Annotated in this window: 21 protein-coding genes and 1 tRNA gene; 10 read left to right on the top strand and 12 right to left on the bottom strand. The window is 70.1% G+C overall.

Annotated elements, in window-relative coordinates; all coding sequences use genetic code 11:
* Positions 1-93: 93 nt before the first annotated feature.
* The 4 genes from QTI33_RS11165 to QTI33_RS11150 form a co-directional block, all read right to left on the bottom strand.
* Positions 94-1,101 carry a hydroxyquinol 1,2-dioxygenase gene (locus tag QTI33_RS11165; protein WP_286505981.1) on the bottom strand — a complete coding sequence of 336 codons (1,008 nt, stop codon included), beginning with the start codon at positions 1,099-1,101 and terminating at the stop codon, positions 94-96.
* Between the two features lie 19 nt (positions 1,102-1,120).
* Positions 1,121-1,630: a cupin domain-containing protein gene (locus tag QTI33_RS11160; protein ID WP_286505980.1), complete on the bottom strand. Its 510-nt coding sequence runs from the start codon at positions 1,628-1,630 to the stop codon at positions 1,121-1,123.
* 156 nt (positions 1,631-1,786) lie between these two features.
* Entirely contained in the window at positions 1,787-2,158 is a 372-nt protein-coding gene (locus tag QTI33_RS11155; protein WP_286505979.1) for a hypothetical protein, read from the bottom strand.
* A gap of 11 nt (positions 2,159-2,169) precedes the next feature.
* Entirely contained in the window at positions 2,170-3,120 is a 951-nt protein-coding gene (locus tag QTI33_RS11150; protein ID WP_286505978.1) for a LysR family transcriptional regulator, read from the bottom strand.
* A gap of 58 nt (positions 3,121-3,178) precedes the next feature.
* Between QTI33_RS11150 and QTI33_RS11145 the strand changes: the two genes are divergently transcribed.
* Positions 3,179-3,613: a DUF1841 family protein gene (locus QTI33_RS11145; RefSeq protein WP_286505977.1), complete on the top strand. Its 435-nt coding sequence runs from the start codon at positions 3,179-3,181 to the stop codon at positions 3,611-3,613.
* 61 nt (positions 3,614-3,674) lie between these two features.
* Here the strand turns inward: QTI33_RS11145 and QTI33_RS11140 are convergent, their stop codons facing one another.
* A complete protein-coding gene (locus QTI33_RS11140) occupies positions 3,675-4,352 on the bottom strand; it encodes a c-type cytochrome (protein ID WP_286505975.1) in 678 nt (225 codons plus the stop codon).
* Between the two features lie 130 nt (positions 4,353-4,482).
* Between QTI33_RS11140 and QTI33_RS11135 the strand changes: the two genes are divergently transcribed.
* The 7 genes from QTI33_RS11135 (at position 4,483) to QTI33_RS11105 (ending at position 13,523) form a co-directional block, all read left to right on the top strand.
* Positions 4,483-5,325: an AAA family ATPase gene (locus QTI33_RS11135; protein ID WP_286505974.1), complete on the top strand. Its 843-nt coding sequence runs from the start codon at positions 4,483-4,485 to the stop codon at positions 5,323-5,325.
* Positions 5,322-5,582, top strand: coding sequence for a hypothetical protein (locus QTI33_RS11130; protein WP_286370025.1), 261 nt, complete (start codon positions 5,322-5,324; stop codon positions 5,580-5,582). Before QTI33_RS11135 ends, QTI33_RS11130 begins: the two co-directional genes overlap by 4 nt.
* Positions 5,583-5,584: 2 nt before the next feature.
* Complete coding sequence (locus QTI33_RS11125; RefSeq protein ID WP_286505973.1) at positions 5,585-6,205, top strand: GNAT family N-acetyltransferase; 621 nt, start codon at positions 5,585-5,587, stop codon at positions 6,203-6,205.
* Between the two features lie 6 nt (positions 6,206-6,211).
* Positions 6,212-7,399 carry a vWA domain-containing protein gene (locus QTI33_RS11120; protein WP_286505971.1) on the top strand — a complete coding sequence of 396 codons (1,188 nt, stop codon included), beginning with the start codon at positions 6,212-6,214 and terminating at the stop codon, positions 7,397-7,399.
* A 61-nt stretch (positions 7,400-7,460) separates the two neighbouring features.
* Positions 7,461-9,347, top strand: a complete 1,887-nt coding sequence (locus tag QTI33_RS11115; protein WP_286505970.1) for an autotransporter assembly complex protein TamA — start codon at positions 7,461-7,463, stop codon at positions 9,345-9,347.
* Positions 9,348-13,421 (top strand): translocation/assembly module TamB domain-containing protein, encoded by a 4,074-nt coding sequence (locus QTI33_RS11110; RefSeq protein WP_286505969.1) that lies wholly within the window; start codon positions 9,348-9,350, stop codon positions 13,419-13,421.
* 27 nt (positions 13,422-13,448) lie between these two features.
* Positions 13,449-13,523, top strand: a tRNA-Arg gene (locus tag QTI33_RS11105).
* A 164-nt stretch (positions 13,524-13,687) separates the two neighbouring features.
* Here QTI33_RS11105 and QTI33_RS11100 read toward each other — a convergent pair.
* Positions 13,688-13,996 carry a cell envelope biogenesis protein TolA gene (locus QTI33_RS11100; protein WP_286505968.1) on the bottom strand — a complete coding sequence of 103 codons (309 nt, stop codon included), beginning with the start codon at positions 13,994-13,996 and terminating at the stop codon, positions 13,688-13,690.
* Between the two features lie 89 nt (positions 13,997-14,085).
* On the opposite strand from QTI33_RS11100, the gene QTI33_RS11095 reads away from it, so the two are divergent.
* A complete protein-coding gene (locus QTI33_RS11095) occupies positions 14,086-15,156 on the top strand; it encodes an NUDIX domain-containing protein (RefSeq protein ID WP_286505967.1) in 1,071 nt (356 codons plus the stop codon).
* 260 nt (positions 15,157-15,416) lie between these two features.
* Here QTI33_RS11095 and QTI33_RS11090 read toward each other — a convergent pair whose 3' ends face one another.
* From QTI33_RS11090 to QTI33_RS11065, 6 genes are read right to left on the bottom strand one after another with little or no spacing between them, the layout of a single operon-like run.
* A complete protein-coding gene (locus tag QTI33_RS11090) occupies positions 15,417-16,163 on the bottom strand; it encodes a lysophospholipid acyltransferase family protein (RefSeq protein WP_286506327.1) in 747 nt (248 codons plus the stop codon).
* Positions 16,160-17,434: a dihydroorotase gene (locus tag QTI33_RS11085; RefSeq protein ID WP_286505964.1), complete on the bottom strand. Its 1,275-nt coding sequence runs from the start codon at positions 17,432-17,434 to the stop codon at positions 16,160-16,162. Before QTI33_RS11085 ends, QTI33_RS11090 begins: the two co-directional genes overlap by 4 nt.
* Positions 17,431-18,393 (bottom strand): aspartate carbamoyltransferase catalytic subunit, encoded by a 963-nt coding sequence (locus tag QTI33_RS11080; RefSeq protein ID WP_286370034.1) that lies wholly within the window; start codon positions 18,391-18,393, stop codon positions 17,431-17,433. Before QTI33_RS11080 ends, QTI33_RS11085 begins: the two co-directional genes overlap by 4 nt.
* The gene (gene pyrR, locus QTI33_RS11075; RefSeq protein ID WP_286505962.1) at positions 18,393-18,890 is read right to left on the bottom strand and encodes a bifunctional pyr operon transcriptional regulator/uracil phosphoribosyltransferase PyrR; all 498 of its coding nucleotides are present in this window, start codon (positions 18,888-18,890) and stop codon (positions 18,393-18,395) included. The genes QTI33_RS11080 and pyrR overlap by 1 nt, the downstream gene beginning before the upstream one ends.
* Positions 18,887-19,324 carry a Holliday junction resolvase RuvX gene (ruvX, locus tag QTI33_RS11070; RefSeq protein WP_286505961.1) on the bottom strand — a complete coding sequence of 146 codons (438 nt, stop codon included), beginning with the start codon at positions 19,322-19,324 and terminating at the stop codon, positions 18,887-18,889. Before ruvX ends, pyrR begins: the two co-directional genes overlap by 4 nt.
* A complete protein-coding gene (locus tag QTI33_RS11065; RefSeq protein ID WP_286505960.1) occupies positions 19,321-19,920 on the bottom strand; it encodes a YqgE/AlgH family protein in 600 nt (199 codons plus the stop codon). Before QTI33_RS11065 ends, ruvX begins: the two co-directional genes overlap by 4 nt.
* Here QTI33_RS11065 and QTI33_RS11060 point away from each other — a divergent pair.
* Positions 19,919-21,424, top strand: coding sequence for a cryptochrome/photolyase family protein (locus QTI33_RS11060; RefSeq protein WP_286505958.1), 1,506 nt, complete (start codon positions 19,919-19,921; stop codon positions 21,422-21,424). The genes QTI33_RS11065 and QTI33_RS11060 overlap by 2 nt on opposite strands.
* The last annotated feature ends 10 nt before the right edge of the window (positions 21,425-21,434 follow it).

Here is a 21,434-nt window from a genome sequence, read left to right as displayed (position 1 = left end):
GACGGCGCACCGGCCCAGCCGGCCGGGGCTGCCGGAATCGAAGTCGCTTCGCGGCGAGCGCCGCGCACCGTCCGCGCGGGCTCGGTGTGTGTCCTAGAACTGGACCGGGATCTCCGGGCTCTCGCCCTTCTGGATCTCGTAGACCAGGCTCGGCGAGCCGTTCTCCCAGACCAGCAGCATCGAGCGCTTCGGGCTGAAGCCCTGGTGCCGGCAGTAGGCGGGCATGGCGGCCATGTCGCCGGCCTTCATGATCACGCGCGCCATCGGCCGGCCGGTGTTCTTGTCGCCGCAGTCCCAGTGGATCTCGTCGGTCATCTGGAAGAACCATTCGACCCGGTCGTTGCCGTGGATGATCGGCAGGATGTGCTCCTCGGTGGTCGGGCACATGTAGCTGTGCTTGACGACCGAGGTGAAGCTCGGGTTCCAGGTCACCTGCGAGCGGCTCAGGAAACCGAACAGGTTGAAGGCGTGGACCTCGTTCTCGAAGCCGGGCTCGGGGTGCAGCTCGGGCTGCGCCTGCGGCACGTCGGCGAAGGCGCGGTTGACCGGCGTGCCGCGGGCGTCGCTGCGCAGGTCGAGGTCACCCTTCAGGCCGACGCAGCGCGTGGCCAGCTCGCGCGCCCGGGTGATCTTGGCCGTGTTGTTGCCGTTCTTGCGGCCGTAGGGCGAGCCGGTTTCCTGCGGTGCCGAGAACGGATCGAAGCTCTCGTTGGTCCAGTCGTCGAGCATGGCCTCGAAGGTGGCGCGGATCTGGGCGGTCGGGAAGTTCTCCAGCAGGTCGATGCCGGCGTCCTTCATCGTGCCATTGAAGCTGCCGGCATAGAGGTCGACCGACTGGTAGTGGTTGACCGTGCCGATCACGTCGTCGAAGTTGACCCAGCCGTAGAAGAAGCCCCAGGCGACGTCGCGCATCAGCGCGCGCAGGTAGCTGCCGACGTCCATCGTGTGGCTCATCGGCCGGCCGTCGCGGGTCTTCCAGGTGACGTGGGCGAAGTACTCGTCGCGGCGGAAGCCGAAGCTGCCGAGCGAAAAATCCTTGTAGCCGAGCGTGGCATCGGGTTGCGACGCGATCACCTTGGCGAGTTCTGCGGGTGCGTTCATGGCGGTGTTCCTCGGCGGCTCAATGGGACTGGCAGATGTCTGCCCACTTTTCGATGGACAGATCGCCCTTGCAGGTCTGCAGCACGATCACGCCGGGCTCGCCGGCGCTGCGGAACTGGTAGGCCGTGTTCTTCGGCAGCAGCCCCTGGTGGCCGCGCGAGAGCTTCATCCAGCCCATCTTCGGGCCCTTCGGCTCGCCCTTCACGAGCACGGCGCCGTTCTTCTCCGGGTCGGCCACGGCCTGGCTGGCGTCGAGCTGGACCAGGTGCACCTCCACCTCGCCGTCCATCACCAGCGCGAACTCGTCGTGGGCGCTGGTGTACCAGGGCGAGCTGCCCTCGGCCCGCAGCGTCTCCAGCACGTAGATCTGGTTCTGGCCGAACACCACCTTTTCATAAGGCTTGCTCTTGCTCGCGATGTCGAAGCAGTTCGAGAACGCGTAGTGGCGAACGTCGTCGGCGATCGGCTCGACGTGGCCCTTCTCGTAGTTCTTCAGCGACCCGAAGCGGGTCTGGTAGGCAGCGGTCATGGGTTGTCTCCTCAGGTGCCGGACAGTGCAGCGGTGGGCTGCGATGTCTGCACTTTAGGAAACGGGGGGCGGCTCCGGTAGGCCTCAAATCCGGGCCGCATTGTTCGGCGAATCCGGTCAATCCGCAGGGTTTACCCGGGCCCGGTGGCCCCGGAATCAGGGCCTGCCCGACAGCACGATCGCCGCCAGCGATACCGAGACCAGCATGGCGCAGACCGAGCCGATGAACCATCGCACGGTGGTCCTGTAGGTCGCCTCGTCGTCGTCCTCGACCCGCAGGGCGCGGTACAGCGTGTAGATCTCGGCCGCGATCGGGATCAGCAGCGCGACCAGCGCCACCACGGAGCGCGCCGTCCAGTCGCCCGGCGCCTCGAACGCCCAGTAGCGCACGAAGGACAGCGAGAAGCCGATGATCACCGTGATCGCGGTGATGATGCCTTCGCGGTAGCCCGCCGGCAGCGGCGCGCGGGGGCGCGGTTGCGGCCGGGGCGAGGCCTCGGGCTCAGGCGGTGTCGGGGTGTCGCTCATGGCTGGACTCCTCAGGCATCGGCGATCAGCGCGGCCGGCAGCAGGCCGCGATCGATCATCGCCGCGTCCCAGGGCGGCACCCGCGTGAAGGCGGCCGTGAGGTGCTCGATGAAGAGCCTCAGCTTGAACGCATTGCGCGAGGTGCCGGCATAAACCGCGTTGAGCGAGAACGACGACAGCTGGTGCTCGGCCAGCACCACCTGCAGGTCGCCGCGCAGGATCGCATCGCCGGCCACCAGGGTCGGCAGGCAGACGATGCCGGCGTGCTCCATCGCGTACTCGCGCAGCAGGTGGACGCTGTTGGTCAGCAGCGCGGCACTCATGTAGAGCGTGACCTGCTCGCCCGCATGGTGGAAGGTCCAGCGGTCGCGCGTCGGGTAGCCCGAATAGAGGCCCAGCGTGTGCTTGTGCAGGTCGCGCGGGTCTTCCGGGGTGCCGCGGGTGCGCAGGTACTCGGGCGTGGCGCAGAACACGCGGCGCACCGGGAACAGCGGACGCGACACCAGCTCCGTCGAGGCCGCCGGGAAGATCTGCAGCGCGCAATCGACCCCGGCCTTGACCGGGTCGACCACCGCGTCGCTGACGATCAGCTCCAGGTGGATGTCCGGGAAGCTGACCTGGAAGGCCCGCAGCAGGGTCGCGAAATGGCCCAGCACGAAGCCGGTCAGCGCATGGATGCGCAGGGTGCCGGTCGGCCCCGCCCGGGCGTCGCGCATCTGGTCCATGATGTCGTTGGCCCGCCCGACCAGCTCGGTGCAGTCGCGCAGGAAGGCCTGGCCGACATCGCTCAGCCGCACCACCCGCGTGCTGCGATGGAACAGCGGCGCGCCGACATGGTCTTCGAGCTGCTTCACGCGGCTGGTCACGACCGACTTCGCCACCCGCATCTGGCGCGCGGCCTCGGCGAAGCTCTGGGTCTGAGCGACGCGCACGAAGGTCTCGATGTTTTCCAGGCGGTCCATGGATTCGCAAATGTAGCGGGCCGGCGCCGCGCCGGGGCGGCGGTGCTAATCTCGGCGGATGTTCAATCCCTCCCAAGAGGAAGTGCGCCGCTTCTTTTGCAGCGTCTTCGCCAAGAGCCGCCGCGGCGAGCCGATGGAAGCCCTCGAGATCATCGCCAGCCGCTGGATCGACGAGCACCCCGAATACCATGCCGACCTGGCCGACGCCGACGCCGCGGTGGCCCGCGTCTACGACGGCAAGGACGGGCGCGAGAACCCCTTCCTCCACCTGTCGATGCACCTGTCGATCAGCGAACAGTGCTCGATCGACCAGCCGCGCGGCATCCGCCAGGCGGTCGAGCTGCTGGCGGCGCGCCGCGACTCGCTGCTCGACGCCCACCACGAGGCGATGGAATGCCTGGGCCAGATGATGTGGGAAAGCCAGCGCGCCGGCCGCCCCCCCGACGGCGAGGCCTACGTGGCCTGCGTCCAGCGCCGCGCCACCCGGGACTGAAACCGGCCGCCCAGAAAGCCAAAAGCCCGCGCGAAGCGGGCTTTTTCGTCGGCGGCAGGGCTCAGTCGGCGTGGTGGAAGCGCGACTCCGGCACGGTCTTCAGTTCGCCCGGCAGCGAGCTGATGTAGGCGGCCAGTTCCTTGATTTCGGTGTTGGAGTACTTCTTGGCCTGCCCGCCCATCACGCCGTTGGCGCGGCCCAGGTGGGCGTTCTGGACCTTGTACGACTTCAGCGCGACATAGAGATAGTCGGCGTACTGGCCCGCCAACTTGGGCACGGTGCCGTCGTTGGGGGTGTTGAAATTGGCGCCGTGGCACTTGGTGCAGGCGTTGTCCTTGTCGCGCGAGATCAGCGCGTGCACGGTGTCGCTGGGGGCCTTGGCGGCCGCCGGGGGTGCGTCGCCCTGCTTCAGGCCGAGCTGGCTGTAGTAGGCCGCCAGGTCGGCGATGTCCTGCTCGCTCAGCGAGTCGGCGATGGCGCGCATGGTGGGGTGCTTGCGCTCGCCGCCCTTGTACTGCGTGAGCGCCGAGACGATGTAGGTGGCGCTCTGGCCCGCGATCATCGGCACCTTGTGGATTTCAGGGAAGCTGGCCTGGTAGCCGATGATGCCGTGGCAGCCCACGCACATGGCGGTCTTCTTGGCACCGGCCTCCGCGTTCCCCGTGATCTTTTGGGCCTGGGCCGAGACCGTCACGCAGGCGACAGCAAGGGCAAACATCGTGGTCAACAGCTTGTTCATTTTGCGCGCACAATCTCGTGGAGAAACTTGTTTCAAATCAACATTTGATTATATGGGGGCTCTTCGCGGGCCCTGCGGACGAAGAATCGATGTTGTGTTCTTTCAACCACCCTCCGCTTCAAGCCCATCCATGAAATTCAAGGGTTCAGACAACTACGTTGCCACTCAGGATCTGATGCTCGCGGTCAACGCGGCCATCACGCTCAAGCGCCCGCTGCTGGTCAAGGGCGAGCCCGGCACCGGCAAGACCATGCTGGCCGAGGAAGTGGCCCAGGCGCTCGACCTGCCGCTGCTGCAGTGGCACATCAAGTCGACCACCAAGGCGCAGCAGGGCCTCTACGAATACGACGCCGTGAGCCGGCTGCGCGATTCGCAGCTGGGCGACGAGCGCGTCAAGGACATCCACAACTACATCGTCAAGGGCGTGCTCTGGCAGGCCTTCACGGCCGACGAGCCGGTGGCGCTCTTGATCGACGAGATCGACAAGGCCGACATCGAATTCCCGAACGACCTGCTGCGCGAAATCGACCGCATGGAGTTCTATTGCTACGAGACCCGCGAGCTGGTCCGCGCCAAGCACCGGCCGGTGGTTTTCATCACCTCCAACAACGAGAAGGAACTGCCCGACGCCTTCCTGCGCCGCTGCTTCTTCCACTACATCAAGTTCCCCGACGCCGAGACCATGAAGAGCATCGTCGCGGTGCACTTCCCCGGCCTCAAGCAGGAACTGCTGACGGCCGCGATGAAGACCTTCTACGACGTGCGCAACCTGCCCGGCCTCAAGAAGAAGCCCTCGACCTCCGAGCTGCTCGACTGGCTCAAGCTGCTGGTGGCCGAGGACATCCCGCTGGAGGCGCTGCAGAGCAAGGACGACAAGGTCGCGGTGCCGCCGCTGGTGGGCGCGCTGCTCAAGAACGAGCAGGACGTGACCCTGTTCGAGAAGCTCGTGTTCATGCAGCGCAACAACCGATGAGCGCAGCGCCCGGTGGACCCGGAAAGCACCCGACGAGGCAGTTGATGCTGCTCGGCGTGGCACAGGCGGTGCTGTTCGTCGCCGGCGCGCTGCTGGGCCGCTGGGTCGGGCTCCTGCTCGGGCTGGACGCCTTCGGCCCCGGCGGCTACACCAACAATGCGATCTTCGGCATCCTGTTGATCGGCCTCGGCGGCGGCGGGGGCGCGCAGCTCGCGCGGGCCTGGTACATCCGCAAGTACGGCAATCCCAGGAGTTGAGGATGGCATTCGTCGAGCCTGTCACGCTCAAGTCGCGCGGCATCGCGCTGGTGCCGCTGTCGCTGGCCCATGAAGACGGCCTGCGCGCCGCGGCCGCCGACGGCGAGCTCTGGAACATCCGCGTCACCTCGGTGCCCGAACCGCAGGACACGCGCAGCTACATCGAGGCGGCCCTGAAGATGCGCGAGGACGGCAACCGCTTCGCCTTCGCCGTCACCGACGAAGCCACCGGCAGCGTGCTCGGCACGACCAGCTTCCACGACATCCTGCCGGCCGTGAAGCGGGTCGAGATCGGCTACACCTGGTACGCCCGGCGCTGCCAGCGCACCCATGTCAACACCACCTGCAAGCTGCTGATGATGTCGCACGCCTTCGATGCCCTGGGCTGCCACGTGGTGGGCTGGCGCACCGACAACTTCAACCACGCCTCGCAGCAGGCGATCGAGCGGCTCGGCGCCCGCAAGGACGGCGTGATCCGCGGCCATGCGCTGCGCCGCGACGGCACCATCCGCGACACCGTGATGTACAGCCTGCGCTCGGGCGAATGGCCCGAGGTCCAGGCCCAGCTGCTCTACCTGCTGGACAAGCCGCGCACGCCGGCGCCCTCTTCCTCCAAGGAGTGATTCGCCATGCTGATCGACTTCTTCTACACGCTGCGCTCGGCCAAGCTGCCGGTGTCGGTCAAGGAATACCTGACCCTGCTCGAGGCGCTGCAGGCCGACGTGGTCGGCCCCAACTCCGACGGCGCCTGGGGCCTCGATGACTTCTACTACCTCTCGCGCACCGCCCTGGTCAAGGACGAGAAGCACTACGACAAGTTCGACCGCGCCTTCGCCGCCTACTTCAAGGGCGTCGAGATGCTGGCCGACTTCACCAAGGAAGTGCCGCTCGACTGGCTGCGCAAGACGCTCGAGCGCGAGTTCACGGCCGAGGAAAAGGCCAAGATCGAGAAGATGGGCTGGGACGAGCTCATGGAGACGCTGAAGAAGCGCTTCGAGGAGCAGAAGGAGCGCCACGAGGGCGGCAACAAGTGGATCGGCACCGGCGGCACCTCGCCCTTCGGCCACGGCGGCTACAACCCGCAGGGCGTGCGCATCGGCGGCGCCGGCAAGAACAAGAGCGCGGTCAAGGTCTGGGACCAGCGCGCCTACAAGGACTACGACGACAGCCAGGAACTGGGCACGCGCAACATCAAGGTCGCGCTGCGGCGGCTGCGCAAGTTCGCGCGCGAGGGGCATGAGGAAGAGCTGGACCTCGACGACACCATCCATTCGACCGCGGCGAATGCCGGCTACCTCGACATCAAGATGCGGCCCGAGCGCCACAACAACGTCAAGGTGCTGCTGCTGATGGATGTCGGCGGCACGATGGACGAGCACATCCAGCGCGTCGAGGAGCTGTTCTCGGCCGTCAAGACCGAGTTCAAGCACCTGGAGTTCTACTACTTCCACAACTGCGTGTACGACTTCATGTGGAAGAACAATCGGCGCCGCTTCTCCGAGAAGTTCGCGACCTGGGACATCATCCGCAAGTACAACAAGGACTACAAGCTGATCTTCGTCGGCGACGCCACGATGAGCCCGTACGAGATCCTGCAGCCGGGCGGCAGCGTCGAATACAACAACGAAGAGGCCGGCGCCGAGTGGATGCAGCGCCTCACGCACGCCTTCCCGAAGTTTGCCTGGATCAACCCCGAGCCGCAGGGCGTCTGGCAGTACCGCCAGAGCATCGCGGTGATCCAGCAGCTGGTGTCGCACCGGATGTACCCGCTGACCTTGCGCGGTCTGGAAGACGCGATGCGGATGCTCTCGAAATAGCCCGCCCGCGCGAGCCCCCGGCTTCCGGGGGGGCTCGCGCGCATGCTGTCAGAATGCCCGCATGCTTAGGGTGGTCCGTCTTCGTGCGCCGGCGTGGTGGCCGGCGTTTTTATGTGCAGCCGCTCTTTTTCTGTCAGGTTGCAGCCTGTTGCCCCAGAAGGACGCGGCAGAATCGGACGCGACCCCCAGCGCCGTGGCGAGCGAGGGCGGCAGCACCGGCGCGGCGTTCACGGTCGATGTCCGGGCCGAACCCGCCACGGTGCGCGAATTCCTCGAACGCCACCTCGAGATCCAGCGCTTTCGCCAGCTCGACGACCTCGGCGCGATCGAGATTTCGCGGCTGATGGTGGCGGCCGAGGCCAACGCGCGCGAACTGCTCAACACCCTGGGCTACTTCACGCCCACGCTCACGCTGGAACTGCGGGAGACGCCCGGCGGCAAGGCGCCGCGGGAGGTCAGGATCACGGTCGAGCCCGGCCCGCTCACGCAAGTGAGCAGCGTGCAGATCGACTTCAGCGGGCCGATCGCCGACAACCCGGCCGCCGAGGCGCAGCGCGACAGCATCCGCACCGGCTGGGCGCTGCGCGCCGGCCAGCCCTTCAACCAGCCGGCCTGGGACGCCGCCAAGACGGCGGCGCTGCGCACGCTCACGGCCCGGCGCTATCCGACCGGCAGCATCCTCGCCAGCAAGGCCGAGATCGACGCCGACCGCAGCGAAGCCAGGCTCGGCGCGACCTATGACTCCGGCCCGGCCTACCGCTTCGGGCCGCTGGTGGTGAACGGCAACCAGCGCTATCCGGCCGACAGCGTGCGCCGGCTGGCGCGGGTGCCGACCGGCGCCGAATACGACCAGCAGCTGCTGCTCGACGCCCAGCAGCGGCTGGCCAGCAGCGGCTACTTCAATTCGGTGTTCCTGACGCTGGACACCACGACCGACCCGCAGGCCGCCCCGGTGATCGCCCAGCTGACCGAGGCGCCGCTTCAGCGCGTGGTGCTCGGCGTCGGCTTCACCACCGACAGCGGCGCCCGCCTGTCGATCGACCATTCGCACAACGACATGCCGCTGCTCGGCTGGCGCGCGGTGTCCAAGCTCTCGCTCGACCGCGACGCCCAATCGCTGGGCACCGAGTGGACGGCGATCCCCGGCGACAACGGCTGGCGCTCCTTTGCATCGGCCCAGCTGAAAAGCGAAGTCTCGGGCAGCTTCACGCTCGACAGCGGACGCCTGCGCGGCGGCCGCAGCCAGGCCGGCGACCACATCGACCGCAGCATCTTCCTGCAGTACGACTACGCGGTGAACCGGGGCTTCAACCCGCCGCCATCGGCCTCGGCCCTGTCCCTCAACTGGGGCTGGACCGGCCGCTATTTCGACAACGCGGCGGCGCCGACGCGCGGCCAGGGGGTGGCGCTCGAACTGGCCGGCGGCTACACGCTGTCGGGCGAGCAGCTGCCCTTCACCCGCACCTACGTGCGCTGGATCGGCTTCGTCCCGGCCGGCACCGTGAGCAACGACGACGGCACGCAGCGGCGCAATGCCCGCATCCAGCTGCGCGCCGAGGCCGGCGTGGTGAGCGCCGCGGACCGGGCCCAGATCCCGTCGACCTTGAACTTCCTCACCGGCGGCGACACCACGGTGCGCGGCTACGGCTACCGCTCGATCGGCGCCATCAAGCCCGACGGCCAGGTCATCGCCGGGCGCTACCTCGGCGTGGCGAGCATCGAATGGCAGCGTCCCTTCGTCTACCAGGGCCAGCTGACCGCCTGGGACAGCACGGTCTTCATCGATGCCGGCGCGGTGGCCGACCGGCCGGGCGACCTGAGCGCCAAGGTCGGTGTCGGCGTCGGCGCGCGCTGGGCCAGCCCGATCGGCCCGGTCCAGATGGACCTGGCCTACGGCGTCGACGTCCATGCGTTCCGCTTTCACCTCCGACTCGGCTTCACCTTCTAGATGAACTCCGAAGACGCCATCGCCGCCCCGCCCGCCGCGCCGCCACCGCCGCGCTCGCGCGGACGCCGTGCGCTGCGCGCATTCGCCTGGGGCCTGACCGGCCTGGTGGCGCTGGTGCTGCTGCTGGGCGCGGGCGCCTGGTGGTGGCTGGGGTCGGACCAGTCGCTGGCCTTCGCGCTGGCGCGCACGGCGCGCTACCTCCCACCCGGCCAGACTCTGGAGAGCCGCGACGTGACCGGCTCGCTGCGCGCCGGGGGCCGCATCGGCTGGCTGCGCTGGGAAAGCGAGAGCCTGGCGGTCGAGGTCCGGGACGCCCGCATCGGCTGGCAGCTGGCGCCCCTGCTGCGGCGCCGGGTGCAGCTCGGCGAAGTCCACGCCGCGCAGCTGCTGATCGAGCGCCGCGCCCCGGCCGAGAGCAAGCCGGTCGAGCCGCTCGCGCAGCTCGTGCTGCCGGTGGAGATCGATCTGCCATTCACCATCGACGAGCTGCGCTGGGCCGGGCCGCCGGCGCTGCAGGCGACCGGGCTGGCGGGCAGCTACCGCTACAGCGACGCCCATCACCAGCTCGAGATCACCGGGGTCGACATCGCCGACGGCCACTACGGCGCCCGGCTGCGCCTGCAGGGGCCGGCGCCGATGGCGCTCGACGCCACGCTGAACGGCCGGGTGCGCGCCACGCTGGCGCAGGACCGCAGCCTCGACGTCCGGGCCGAGGCGAACATCCAGGGCCAGCTCGCCGGCCCCGACGCCCGCCTCGCGGTGGCGGCCGAGCTCCATCCGGTCGACGCCAGCGCCGAACAGCCGATGCAGGCGCAGCTGCAGGCCACCCTGGCACCCTGGCAGCCGCAGCCCGTGATCGACGCCAAGGCCGCGCTGCAGAACATCGACCTGGCCACCCTCTGGCCCGCAGCGCCCGCCACGCTGCTGAGCGGCGAGATCGAGGCCGGCCCCGACCCGACCGCCGCGCCCGGCGAGGCCCTGTGGCAGGCCAGCGCGCAGGTGCGCAATGCGCTGCCCGGCCCCTGGGACCAGACCAGGCTGCCGGTCGAGCAGCTCGACGCCCGCGCCCGTTTCGACGGCAGCACCTGGACGCTGCCGCAGCTCAGCGTGCGCGCCGGCGGCGGCCGCATCGAAGCGGAAGGCAGCTGGAGCCCCGCGCCGGCGCCCTGGCGAGTCGATGCCACCGTGCGCGGCGTCAGTCCCGGCGCCCTCCACACCCAGCTCGACGGCGCGCCGGTCAGCGGCCGAATCCAGGCCGGCCAGACCGGCGATGCCCTGCAGTTCGACCTCGCGCTGCAGGCCGAGGGCGGGGCCGGCGGCGCCGGCGAGCTGCAGGGCCTGCGGCTCGAACGGGCGCTCGCCAAGGGCCAGTGGCAGGACCAGGTGCTCGACCTGCGCAGCCTGCGCGTCGAGGCCCGGCGCGCCAGCATCGACGGCCGCCTGCAGGTGCGGGTCGACGACCAGGCCGCCAGCGGCCGGCTGAACCTGGCCGTTCCCGGCGCCACGGTGCTGGTCGACGGCCGCATCGCGCCGAACACGGGCGGCGGCGAGGTCCAGGCCCGGGTCGACGACGCGGCGGCGCTGCAGGGCTGGATCGAAGGCCTGCCCGAACTCGGGGCCCTCTTCGGCGGCACCGCGCTGCAGGGCAGCGCCCGGCTGGACGCCAGCTGGAGGGGCGGCTGGCAGGCGGTCCAGCGCCGGCTGCAGACCCTCAACGAACCCGCACCGCGCGGCGCCGTCGAACCCACGCTCCAGGCCACGCTGGCCGTTCCCAAGCTCGAGGTGAAGCTGCCGCCCTCCGAGGCGGCGGCGCCGAACCCGATCGTGCTGAACGGCGTGCGCGCCGAGCTGTCCGGCAGCCTCGCCCAGGCCACGTTGACGCTGAAGGGCGAAGCCGTGACGGGCAGCCGCAAGATCACGCTCGACACCCGGGCCAGCGCCGGCCTCGAACGCCGTGACCAGTGGAGCGCGGCACTCGCCAGCCTGCGCCTGCAGGCCCTCGACGGCGCGCGGCCGGATCTCGCCCCCTGGGTGCTGGAACTGGGCAGCCCCGTCAGCGTGAAGGTGCGGACCGCCGCCGGCGACAACCCGCGGCTCGACCTCGAAGCCTCCGCCGCGGCCGCGACCCTCAAGGGCCCGGCACCGGGCACGGTCAGGATCGACTGGCAGCCGCTGCGCTTCAGCCGCACCGGCACCGAGGCGCGGCGGGCCTACCGGCTGCAGTCCAAGGGCCGGCTGCAGGGCCTGCCGATGGCCTGGGCCGAGCTGCTCGGCAACGGCGAGACCCTGGCCCAGGTCGGTTTCAGCGGCGACCTGCTGTTCAACGGCGACTGGGACATCGACGCCGGCGACACCCTGCGCGCCAAGGCCCGCCTGACGCGCGACAGCGGCGACCTGCGGGTGCAGGCCGGCGAGGCCGCGCTGGTCACGCGCATCCGCAGCCATGGGACGGGCACCGCCAGCGAACGCACCATGGATGCCGCCGGCCCCGGCGCCAGCACGCCGGCCGGCCTGAAGCGCGCCGAGGTCGCGCTGGATGCCGAAGGCGACACCGTGCGCGCCAACCTGGCCTGGGACAGCGAGCGGGCGGGCGAGATCCGGGTCGAGGCCAGCACCCGGGTGCAGCAGCGCCAGGGCGGCTGGCACTGGGCCGACGACGCCCCGCTGGCCGGCCGCGTCACGGCGCGGATGCCCAACCTGGGCGTCTGGTCGATGCTGGCGCCGCCGGGCTGGCGGATGGCCGGCACGCTCGACGCCGATGCCACGCTGGCCGGCAACCGCAGCGAGCCGCGCTGGAACGGCACGCTGGGCGCCGACCAGCTGGCGCTGCGGGCGCTGGTCGAAGGGCTGGACCTGCGCGACGGCCGGCTGCGCGCCACCCTGGCGGGCAACCGGGTCGAGATCACCGAGTTCACGCTCAAGGGCGGGGCCGGCGCGCAGACGCGCATCCCGGGCCAGAGCGGCAACCTCAGCACGGCGGCCAGCGAGGCGGCGCGCGACGGCGGCACGCTGACCGCGCGCGGCGAACTGGGCTGGGGCGCGGCGCCGGTGGCCGGTGCCGGCAGCGGCATCCGGATGTCGGTCCAGGCCGAGCTGCGGGCGCTGCGCGTGCTGGTGCGCGCCGATCGGCAGCTCACGCTGTCGGGCAACCTGCAGGCCCGGCTCGCCAGCGGCCAGTTCACGGTGCGGGGCGACATCAAGACCGACCGCGCCGTCATCATCCTGCCCGACCAGACCGCGCCCAGCCTGGGCAGCGACGTCGTGATCCGCTCGGCGGCGATCGACCGCGAAGCGGCCGAGGAGGCGAAGCGCCGGGCGGCCGAAAACCAGACCGAAGTCGCCCGGGCCGAGACCGCGAAGCCGCCGGACATCGCGGTGAGCTTCGACCTGGGCTCCGACTTCGCGGTCCAGGGCCGCGGCATCACGACCCGGCTGGCCGGCAAGCTGGACATCCGCAGCACCGCCCTGAACGCGCCGCCGCGCATCACCGGCGAGGTCCGAACCGTGGCCGGCCAGTACCGCGCCTACGGGCAGGCGCTCAACATCGAGACCGGGATCGCGCGCTTCAACGGCCCGTTCGACAACCCCCAGCTCGACATCCTGGCGATCCGGCCGAACATCTCGCAGCGCGCCGGCGTCGCCATCACCGGCACCGCCCAGTCGCCCCGCGTGCGGCTCTATTCGGAGCCGCAGCTGTCGGACCAGGAAACCCTCAGCTGGCTGGTGCTGGGCCGGGCGTCGGCCACCAGCGGCGGCGAATCGGTGCTGCTGCAGCAGGCCGCGCTGGCGCTGCTGGGGGGTCTGGGCGGTGGTGGCGGCGGCGGGCTGGCGAGCCGGTTCGGGCTCGACGAGATCGGCTTCAAGGGCCCCGGCAGCGGCGGCGACGTGCGCGACTCGACGGTCACCGTGGGCAAGCGCATCGCGCGGGACTTCTACGTCACCTACGAGCGCGGCCTGGGCGGCACGCTGGGCACGCTGTTCATCTTCTACGACCTGACCCGGCGGCTGACCTTGCGGGCGCAGGCGGGGCAGCAAAGCGCCGTCGACCTGATCTTCACGGTGCAGTTCGACTAGCCGAACTGTTAAAGTTCGGGCGCGCTCGTCCTCGTAGTTCAATGGATAGAACGGGGTCCTCCTAAGACTCAGATACAGGTTCGATTCCTGTCGAGGGCACCAGCCAAGACCGCCCCCCTCCACCATGCAGGACCTGATCAACCAAGCGACCGTGCTGGCCTACAGGTTGGCCGGCTATGCGCTGCTGAACTGGGCGGATGATGCCGCCATCCTGGCTTTCATGTTCTGTTGAGGCGCCGCCCGCCCGGCGGCGCCGCCGCTGCCGCTCAGTTCGGCGTGCCGCCCTGCGGGTTCAGCTTGCGGTTCGGATGCTTCGCATTGCGCGTCGCTTCCCGCTTCTGACCGGCCGCCGCCGACTTGCCGGTGCCGATGGCGCCGCTCTCGGCCGTGTTCAAGGTGTCGCCGCCCGCTGCCTTGACCTTGCCCTGGGGCCGGGCCTCGACCTTGGCCTCCGCGCGCTCCTGGGGCTTGCTGTTCATGATCGGCGCGGCTTCCGACGAAGCGCCCTTGGGGGCTTGCGCGCAGGCGCCCGCGGCGAAGAAGCCGGCGATCAGGAGGGCGAGGGTTTTGCTCATGGGGTTCCTTGGTGAGTAAGGATTTGAAATAGACGATCCAGCGGCAGCATAAGGCGATGATCGCCTGCTGGATACAAGCATTTGAAGCAATGGCCAACGCAGTGCACACTCACAATTCATCGGACGCCGCGGTCGTCATCGGCCGCTTCCAGCCCTTTCACGACGGCCATCTCTCGCTGGTCAGGCGGGCGCTCGAAGCCGCGCCGCGCGTGGTCGTGGTGATCGGCTCGGCGTTCCAGGCCCGCTCGCCCAAGCATCCCTTCAGCTGGCAGGAACGCGCCGAGATGATCCGGCTGGCGCTGCCCGAAGCGCAGCGCGGGCGGCTGCACTGCGTGCCGGTGCGCGATCGCTTCGTCGAGGCCCGCTGGCTGGCGGACGTGCGCCAGGCCGTCGCGCACGCGCTGGGGGGCGCCGAGGCGGCCCCGGCGCCCAGGCTGACGCTGGTCGGCCACGCGCGGGACGCCACGCGCGAGTACCTCGACGCCTTCCCGGAGTGGACGCTGCTGCGGGCGGCCGGCGTGCCGGTCCGCCGGGCCAGCCTCATGCGCGACGCGCTGTTCGCCTCGCCGGCCGAGGCCCTGGCCGCGCTCGCCGGTGAGCTGCCGCCGGCCACCCTCGACTTCCTGCGGGCCTGGCGCGCCGCGCCGCATTTCGAGGCCCTGGCGCAGGAAGCCGCGCTGTTGCGGGCCTACGAGGCGTCATGGGCCTCGGCGCCCTACCCGCCGGTCCTGGTGACGGTCGACTGCGTCGTCAAGTGCGCGGGCCACGTGCTCCTGATCCGCCGCGGACAGGCGCCCGGCAAGGGCCTGTTCGCGGTGCCGGGCGGCTTCCTGGAACAGCGCGAAACCACACGGCAGGCGGCCCTGCGCGAACTCGAGGAAGAAACGCACCTGGCGCTGCCGCAGGCCACCCTGCGCGCCTGCCTGAAGGCCACCGACGTGTTCGACCGCCCGGACCGCAGCGCGCGCGGCCGCACCATCACCCACGGCCATTTCTTCGACCTGGGAGAGCGCGAACTGCCGGGGCTGCGGGCCGACGACGACGCCGCCGCCGCCCACTGGACGCCGATCGGCGCGCTGGCCGCGCTGGAAGACCGCTTCCTGGACGACCATTTCCAGATGCTCGACCACTACCTGGACCTGACGCCGCCGGCCCTGTAGGCAAGCGCCCACGCGCTCCCATTGATTTCTCCGGCACCCGGCGTGCATTCGCGCGCCTAAGGTGCAAGCACTGACATCTACTGGAGACCCCTCATGAAAAGCATCGTCCTCTGGCTCTGCGGCGTGCCGCTCGTCGTGATCATCGGACTGAAGGTTTTCGGGATTCTCTGAACGACGATTCCTCCTCCCGGCGCCCCCGGCGCCGTTGCGCAGCACCCCTCGGGGTGCTGCCTTTTTTTTGGGCGGCGGGCCCGCGCAGGCTACCGGAGTTCGCGGCGCAGCGACTGGACGTCGGCGTGCAGGGACTTCGCCCACCCCCGGCGATCGCGCCCCATCGACGGCTGGGGCTCGCCGAAATGCACGATCGCCAGCAGCGGCGGCGCCTTCAGCGTGTTCCACAGCGAAGCGAGCAGGTTGTCGTCGTCCACGTAGCGCGGCGCATCGCTGTTCTGGCCGCTGGCCGCATCGGCGAAGCGCAGCGCCGCCGGCTGCACCGGCGCCCCGGCCGAGATCGCCGCCTGCAGCAGGTTCGCATGGAAGGGCAGCAGGCCGTGGCCGTCGCTGGTCGTGCCTTCGGGGAAGACCGCGATGATGTCGCCCGCGCGCAGCGCCTCGGTCATGTGGTGCACCACCCGCACCGCGTCGCGCCGGCGCTCGCGCTCGATGTAGAGCGTGCCGGCCCCGGTCGACAGGGTGCCGATCACCGGCCAGCGGCGCACGCTTTCCTTGGAGACGAAGCGCACGTGGCGCGCGGCGTGGATCGCCAGGATGTCGAGCCACGACAGGTGGTTGCACACCACCAGCACCGGCCCGTGCGCGGGCGGCGTGCCATGCACCGTGAGCCGGATGCCCATGATGTTGAGCATGCGCTCGGCCCATTGCTGGACGCGCTGCGCACGCTCGGCCGGCGACAGGCGCCCGAACCGGAAACGGATGGTCCCCCAGCCCGACAGCATGTGCGCGATCGCACGCAGCAGCCGCCAGCCGGCGGAGAGCGACTGCATCAGCCGTGCACCACCCGGCCGCCGACCAGCGTGTGCCGGGCCCGCCCGCGCATGGCGTAGTCGCCGAAGGGCGTGTGCTTGCCCTGGCTCTTCAGCGCTTCGGGCCGGACCTGCCACTCGTGCGCCGGGTCGACCACGCAGAGGTCGGCGGCGCTGCCTGCGGCCAGGCGACCGACGCCCGCGGCGGCCAGCAGCCGCGCCGGTGCCGCCGTGACGACCTCGATCGCGCGCTGCAGTCCGGCACCGCTCTGCTCGCCCCACTGCAGCGCCAGCGGCAGCAGCAGCTCGAGGCCGGTGGCCCCGGCCTCGCTCTCGGCGAAGGGCAGGGTCTTGGCGTCGGCCTCGACCGGCGTGTGGTCGGACACCAGCGCGTCGATGGTGCCGTCGGCCAGCCCGGCCGACAGCGCATCGCGGTCGCGTTGCTGGCGCAGCGGCGGGCTGAGGCGGGCGCGGCTGTCGAAGAAGCCGATGTCGGTGTCGGCCAGGTGCAGCGAATTGATGCTGACGTCGCAAGTGAGCGGCAGGCCCTCGGCCTTGGCTGCACGCACCTGCGCCACCCCGGCCGCGCTCGACAGCCGGCACAGGTGGACCCGCGCGCCGGTGCTTCGCATCAGCTCGACGATGGTGAAGATCGCGATGGTCTCGGCCGCCACCGGCACGCCCGCCAGGCCGAGCCGGGTCGCCAGCGGCCCGCTGGCGGCGACGCCGCGGCCGAGGTCGCGTTCCTGCGGGCGCAGCCACACGGTGTAGCCGAAGGTGCTCGCGTACTGCAGCGCGCGCTGCAGCACCTGGGTGTTGCCGAGCGGCACCTCGGCCTGGCCGAAGCCGATGCAGCCGGCCTCGGTCAGCTCGGCCATCTCGGTCAGCACCTCGCCGGCCAGCCCGCGTGTCAGCGCGCCGAGCGGGAACAGGCGCGCGCGCTGCATCTTCTCGGCCCGGAACTTGAGCATCTCGACCAGGCCAGGCTCGTCGAGCACCGGGTCGGTGTCGGGCGGACAGACCAGGCTGGTGACGCCGCCGGCCACCGCCGCGCCCATCTCGCTCTCGAGCATGCCCTCGTGCTCGTAGCCGGGCTCGCGCAGCCGCGCCGCCAGGTCGACCAGGCCGGGCACGACCAGGCAGCCCTGGGCATCGACCGTGCGCTCGGCCCGGAACTCGGGCGAGACAGCGCCGACGGCCTGCACCAGGCCGTCGGCGATCGCAATGTCGGCCTGGCGGTCGAGGCCGGAGGCCGGGTCCAGCACGCGGCCGTTGATGATCAGGATGTTGCTCATGCTTCGTTACCTGCGACGATGCTCATGACGGCCATTCGGACCGCGATACCGAAAGTGACCTGCGGCAGGATCACGCTCTGCCGGCCGTCGACCACCGCCGAGTCGATCTCGACGCCGCGGTTGATCGGACCCGGGTGCATCACGATCGCATCCGGCTTGGCCAGCTGCAGCTTCTCGGGCGTGAGGCCGAAGGTCTTGAAGAACTCCTGCGACGACGGCAGCAGCGCGCCGCTCATGCGCTCGTTCTGCAGCCGCAGCATGATGATCACGTCGCAGTCCTTGATGCCCTCTTCGAGCGTGTGGCACACGCGCACGCCCATCTGCGCCATGTCGCTCGGCACCAGGGTCTTGGGGCCGACCACGCGCACTTCGGCGCAGCCCAGCGTGGTGAGCCCGTGGATGTCGGAGCGCGCCACGCGCGAATGCAGCACGTCGCCGACGATCGCCACCGTGAGATTCGAGAAATCCTTCTTGTAGTGCCTGATCGTGTACATATCGAGCAGGCCCTGCGTCGGGTGCGCATGCCGCCCGTCGCCCGCGTTCACCACGTGCACGTGGGGCGCCACGTGCTGCGCGATCAGGTAAGGCGCGCCCGACTCGCTGTGCCGCACCACGAACAGGTCGGCCGCCATCGCGCTCAGGTTGGCGATGGTGTCGAGCAGCGACTCGCCCTTGGTGGCCGAGGAGCGCGCGATGTCGAGGTTGATGACGTCGGCCGACAGCCGCTTGGCCGCGATCTCGAAGGTGGTGCGGGTGCGGGTCGAGTTCTCGAAGAACAGGTTGAACACGCTCTTGCCGCGCAAGAGCGGCACCTTCTTGACCTCGCGGTCGCTGACGCTGGTGAAATTGGCCGCGGTGTCGAGGATGTGGGTGACGATGTCCTTCGGCAGGCCTTCGATCGACAGCAGGTGGATCAGCTCGCCGTTCTTGTTGAGTTGGGGGTTGCGCTTGTAGAGCATCAGGTGTTTTCCTCCACTTGGAAGCTGAAGGCGCCGGTGTCGCTGCGGGCCAGGGCCAGCAGCTGGGTGGCGGGCAGTTCGAGCTTCTGGGCCGCGAAATCGGCCGCCACCGGCAGTTGGCGGCCGCCGCGGTCGATCATCACTGCCAGCCGCACGCAGGCCGGCCGGCCGAAGTCGAACAGCTCGTTGAGCACCGCGCGGATGGTGCGGCCGGTGTAGAGCACGTCGTCGAGCAGCAGCACGTCGGCGCCGTTGACGTCGAAGGGCAGCGTGGTCTGGGCGCTGGCGGCCAGGCCGCGGCGGGCGAAATCGTCGCGGTGCATGGCCGAGGAGATGATGCCGGGCGCGCCGGCCAGGCCCAGGTCCTTCTGCAGCCGCCCGACCAGCCAGGCGCCGCCCGACGTGATGCCGACCAGGCGGGTGTCGGGTCGCAGCAGGGATTGCACGCCGCGCAGCAGCTCGAGGTAGAGCGCTTCGGCGTCGGGGATTGCGTTCACGGGAGACTCCTGAGGAACTGTTCAAGGATGATGCAGGCCGAGGCGGCATCGGCGTCGCGGGCGCCACCGGCCAGCGCCTCGGTGGTGCTGTAGCGTTCGTCGACCTCGTACACCGGCAGCCGGAAGCGGCCATGCAGCTGGCGGGCGAAGCGCTGGGCGGCCCGGGTGTTGTCGTGCGGCGCGCCGTCGGGGTGAAAGGGTACGCCGACCACCAGCGCATCGGGCTGCCACTCGCGGATCCGGGCCTCGACCTGGGCGAAGCGGGCGTCGCCCTCGGCCTTGATGGTGGCCTGCGGCGTGGCGCTGCGCAGCAGCCGGTTGCCGCTGGCAACGCCGGTGCGCTTCTGGCCGAAGTCGAAGGCCAGGAAACTCTGGAAATGGGCTGGAACGGGCGGGGAAGGCATGTTGCGGTCGGGCATCGCCTGAACGCTCATGCGTGCCCCGCATCGGGCGACAAGGTCCAGGCCTGCAGGCCCAGCAGCGAGAGCGCCTTGTCGTAGCGCTGCTCGACCGGGGTGTCGAAGATCACCGCCGGGTCGGCGCCGACCGTGAGCCAGCTGTTCTCGGCCAGTTCGGATTCGAGCTGGCCCTCGCCCCAGGCCGCGTAGCCGAGCGAGACCAGTACCTTGCGCGGGCCGGCGCCGGTGGCCAGCGCCTCCAGCACATCCTTGGAGGTGGTCATCTCCAGCCCGCCGGGGATCGTCATGGTCGAGGCGTAGACCGATTCATTGGGCTTGTCGGCATCGGCGAAGACCGGCTCGTGCAGCACGAAGCCGCGCTCGGTCTGCACCGGCCCGCCCTGGAACACCGGCGCATTGCCGAGTTCGGGGCGCGACAGGTGGAGCTCGATCTTCTCGAACAGCACGCCCAGGTTGATGTCGCTGGGCTTGTTGATGACCAGCCCGAGCGCGCCGCGCTCGCTGTGCTCGCACAGGTAGACCACGCTGCGATTGAAGGCCTTGTCTTCCAGACCCGGCATCGCGATCAGGAAATGATGCGTGAGGTTCATCCGTGCAGAATCGAGGGCCATGCCGCCGATTTTACTGGCCGTCGACAAGATCTATCCCAAGGGCCTGATGTGGTTTCGCCGCGACCTGCGCGTCGACGACAACGCAGCCCTCTACCAGGCGCTTCGGGGCTGCCGGCAGGTGGTGTGCGTGTTCGTCTTCGACCGCGCCATTCTCGACCCGCTGCCGCGGGTCGACCGGCGGGTGGAATTCATCCGCGAGTCGCTGGTCGAGCTCGACGCCGAGCTGCGCGGCCTGGGCGGGGGGCTGGTGGTGCGGCATGCGGTCGCCGAGGACGAGATCGCCGCGCTGGCGCGGCAGCTCGACGTCCAGGCGGTGTTCGCGAACCGCGACGACGAGCCCGCGGCCCTGGCCCGCGACGCCCGGGTGCTCGGGGCGCTGGCCAATGCCGGCGTGGCCTTCCACAGCTACAAGGACCAGGCCATCTTCGAGCGCGACGAGGTACTGACCCAGACCGGCCAACCCTACAGCGTGTTCACGCCCTACAAGCGCGCCTGGCTGGCCAAGGTCGACGCCTTCTACCTGAAGCCCTACCCGGTGCGCCGCCACGCCGACGCGCTGGCGCCGGTGCCCGATGCGCTGCGCGGGCCGGTGCCCCCGCTGGCCGACATCGGCTTCGGCAAGAGCAACTTGGCCGAGCTCGACATCCCGACCGGCAGCCAGGGCGGCGCCGCCCTGTTCGACGACTTCTTCCAGCGCATCGACCGCTACGACGCGGCGCGCGACTATCCCTCGGTGCGCGGCCCGAGCTACCTGGGGGTCCACCTGCGCTTCGGCACGGTGTCGATCCGCCAGTTGGCGGGCGTGGCGCACCAGCTGTCGCTGCAGGGCGACGCGGGCGCGGCGACCTGGCTCAGCGAGCTGATCTGGCGCGATTTCTATTTCCAGATCCTGGCCCACCACCCGCATGTGGCCGAGGGCGGCGAGTCGCGCAGCTTCAAGCCCGACTACGACCGGATCCAGTGGCACCATGGCAAGCATGCCGACCAGCTGTTCGACGCCTGGTGCCAGGGCAGGACGGGGTATCCGCTGGTCGATGCGGCCATGGCCCAGATCAACCAGACCGGCTACATGCACAACCGGCTGCGGATGGTGGTGGCGAGCTTTCTCTGCAAGGACCTGGGGCTGGACTGGCGCCGCGGCGAGCGCTACTTCGCCCAGCATCTCAACGACTTCGAGCTGGCATCGAACAACGGGGGCTGGCAGTGGGCCAGCTCGAGCGGCTGCGACGCCCAGCCCTACTTCCGGATCTTCAACCCGATCACGCAGAGCGAGCGCTTCGACCCCGAGGGCAAGTTCATCCGGCGCTACCTGCCGCAGCTGGCGAAACTGTCGGATGCGGCGATCCATGCGCCGTGGACCGCCAGCCCGGTCGAGCTGCTGGCCGCCGGCGTCGAGCTCGGGCGGAACTACCCGAAGCCGGTGGTCGACCATGCCGAGGCCCGCGAGCGGACGCTGCAGCGCTACGCGGTGGTCAAGGCGCAGGCGCCGCGCGAGAAGCGCTGACGCCCCCCTC

It is taken from the genome of Variovorax davisae, from assembly GCF_030316845.1.
GTDB lineage: Bacteria > Pseudomonadota > Gammaproteobacteria > Burkholderiales > Burkholderiaceae_C > Variovorax > Variovorax davisae.
The sequence above is the reverse complement of the archived record's forward strand: the minus strand, read 5'-3'. Positions and strand labels throughout refer to the sequence as shown.

What these genes read in the sequence shown, in the direction of transcription:
- QTI33_RS11140 (WP_286505975.1), bottom strand. Translation starts at nt 4,352, where the DNA reads ATGAACAAGCTGTTGACCACGATGTTTGCCCTTGCTGTCGCCTGCGTG.
- QTI33_RS11085 (WP_286505964.1), bottom strand. Translation starts at nt 17,434, where the DNA reads ATGAGCAACATCCTGATCATCAACGGCCGCGTGCTGGACCCGGCCTCC.
- QTI33_RS11125 (WP_286505973.1), top strand. Translation starts at nt 5,585, where the DNA reads ATGGCATTCGTCGAGCCTGTCACGCTCAAGTCGCGCGGCATCGCGCTG.
- QTI33_RS11115 (WP_286505970.1), top strand. Translation starts at nt 7,461, where the DNA reads ATGCTTAGGGTGGTCCGTCTTCGTGCGCCGGCGTGGTGGCCGGCGTTT.
- ruvX (WP_286505961.1), bottom strand. Translation starts at nt 19,324, where the DNA reads ATGAGCGTTCAGGCGATGCCCGACCGCAACATGCCTTCCCCGCCCGTT.
- QTI33_RS11150 (WP_286505978.1), bottom strand. Translation starts at nt 3,120, where the DNA reads ATGGACCGCCTGGAAAACATCGAGACCTTCGTGCGCGTCGCTCAGACC.
- QTI33_RS11160 (WP_286505980.1), bottom strand. Translation starts at nt 1,630, where the DNA reads ATGACCGCTGCCTACCAGACCCGCTTCGGGTCGCTGAAGAACTACGAG.
- QTI33_RS11135 (WP_286505974.1), top strand. Translation starts at nt 4,483, where the DNA reads ATGAAATTCAAGGGTTCAGACAACTACGTTGCCACTCAGGATCTGATG.
- QTI33_RS11095 (WP_286505967.1), top strand. Translation starts at nt 14,086, where the DNA reads ATGGCCAACGCAGTGCACACTCACAATTCATCGGACGCCGCGGTCGTC.
- QTI33_RS11145 (WP_286505977.1), top strand. Translation starts at nt 3,179, where the DNA reads ATGTTCAATCCCTCCCAAGAGGAAGTGCGCCGCTTCTTTTGCAGCGTC.
- QTI33_RS11100 (WP_286505968.1), bottom strand. Translation starts at nt 13,996, where the DNA reads ATGAGCAAAACCCTCGCCCTCCTGATCGCCGGCTTCTTCGCCGCGGGC.
- QTI33_RS11130 (WP_286370025.1), top strand. Translation starts at nt 5,322, where the DNA reads ATGAGCGCAGCGCCCGGTGGACCCGGAAAGCACCCGACGAGGCAGTTG.
- QTI33_RS11120 (WP_286505971.1), top strand. Translation starts at nt 6,212, where the DNA reads ATGCTGATCGACTTCTTCTACACGCTGCGCTCGGCCAAGCTGCCGGTG.
- QTI33_RS11065 (WP_286505960.1), bottom strand. Translation starts at nt 19,920, where the DNA reads ATGGCCCTCGATTCTGCACGGATGAACCTCACGCATCATTTCCTGATC.
- QTI33_RS11110 (WP_286505969.1), top strand. Translation starts at nt 9,348, where the DNA reads ATGAACTCCGAAGACGCCATCGCCGCCCCGCCCGCCGCGCCGCCACCG.
- QTI33_RS11155 (WP_286505979.1), bottom strand. Translation starts at nt 2,158, where the DNA reads ATGAGCGACACCCCGACACCGCCTGAGCCCGAGGCCTCGCCCCGGCCG.
- QTI33_RS11060 (WP_286505958.1), top strand. Translation starts at nt 19,919, where the DNA reads ATGCCGCCGATTTTACTGGCCGTCGACAAGATCTATCCCAAGGGCCTG.
- QTI33_RS11080 (WP_286370034.1), bottom strand. Translation starts at nt 18,393, where the DNA reads ATGCTCTACAAGCGCAACCCCCAACTCAACAAGAACGGCGAGCTGATC.
- QTI33_RS11165 (WP_286505981.1), bottom strand. Translation starts at nt 1,101, where the DNA reads ATGAACGCACCCGCAGAACTCGCCAAGGTGATCGCGTCGCAACCCGAT.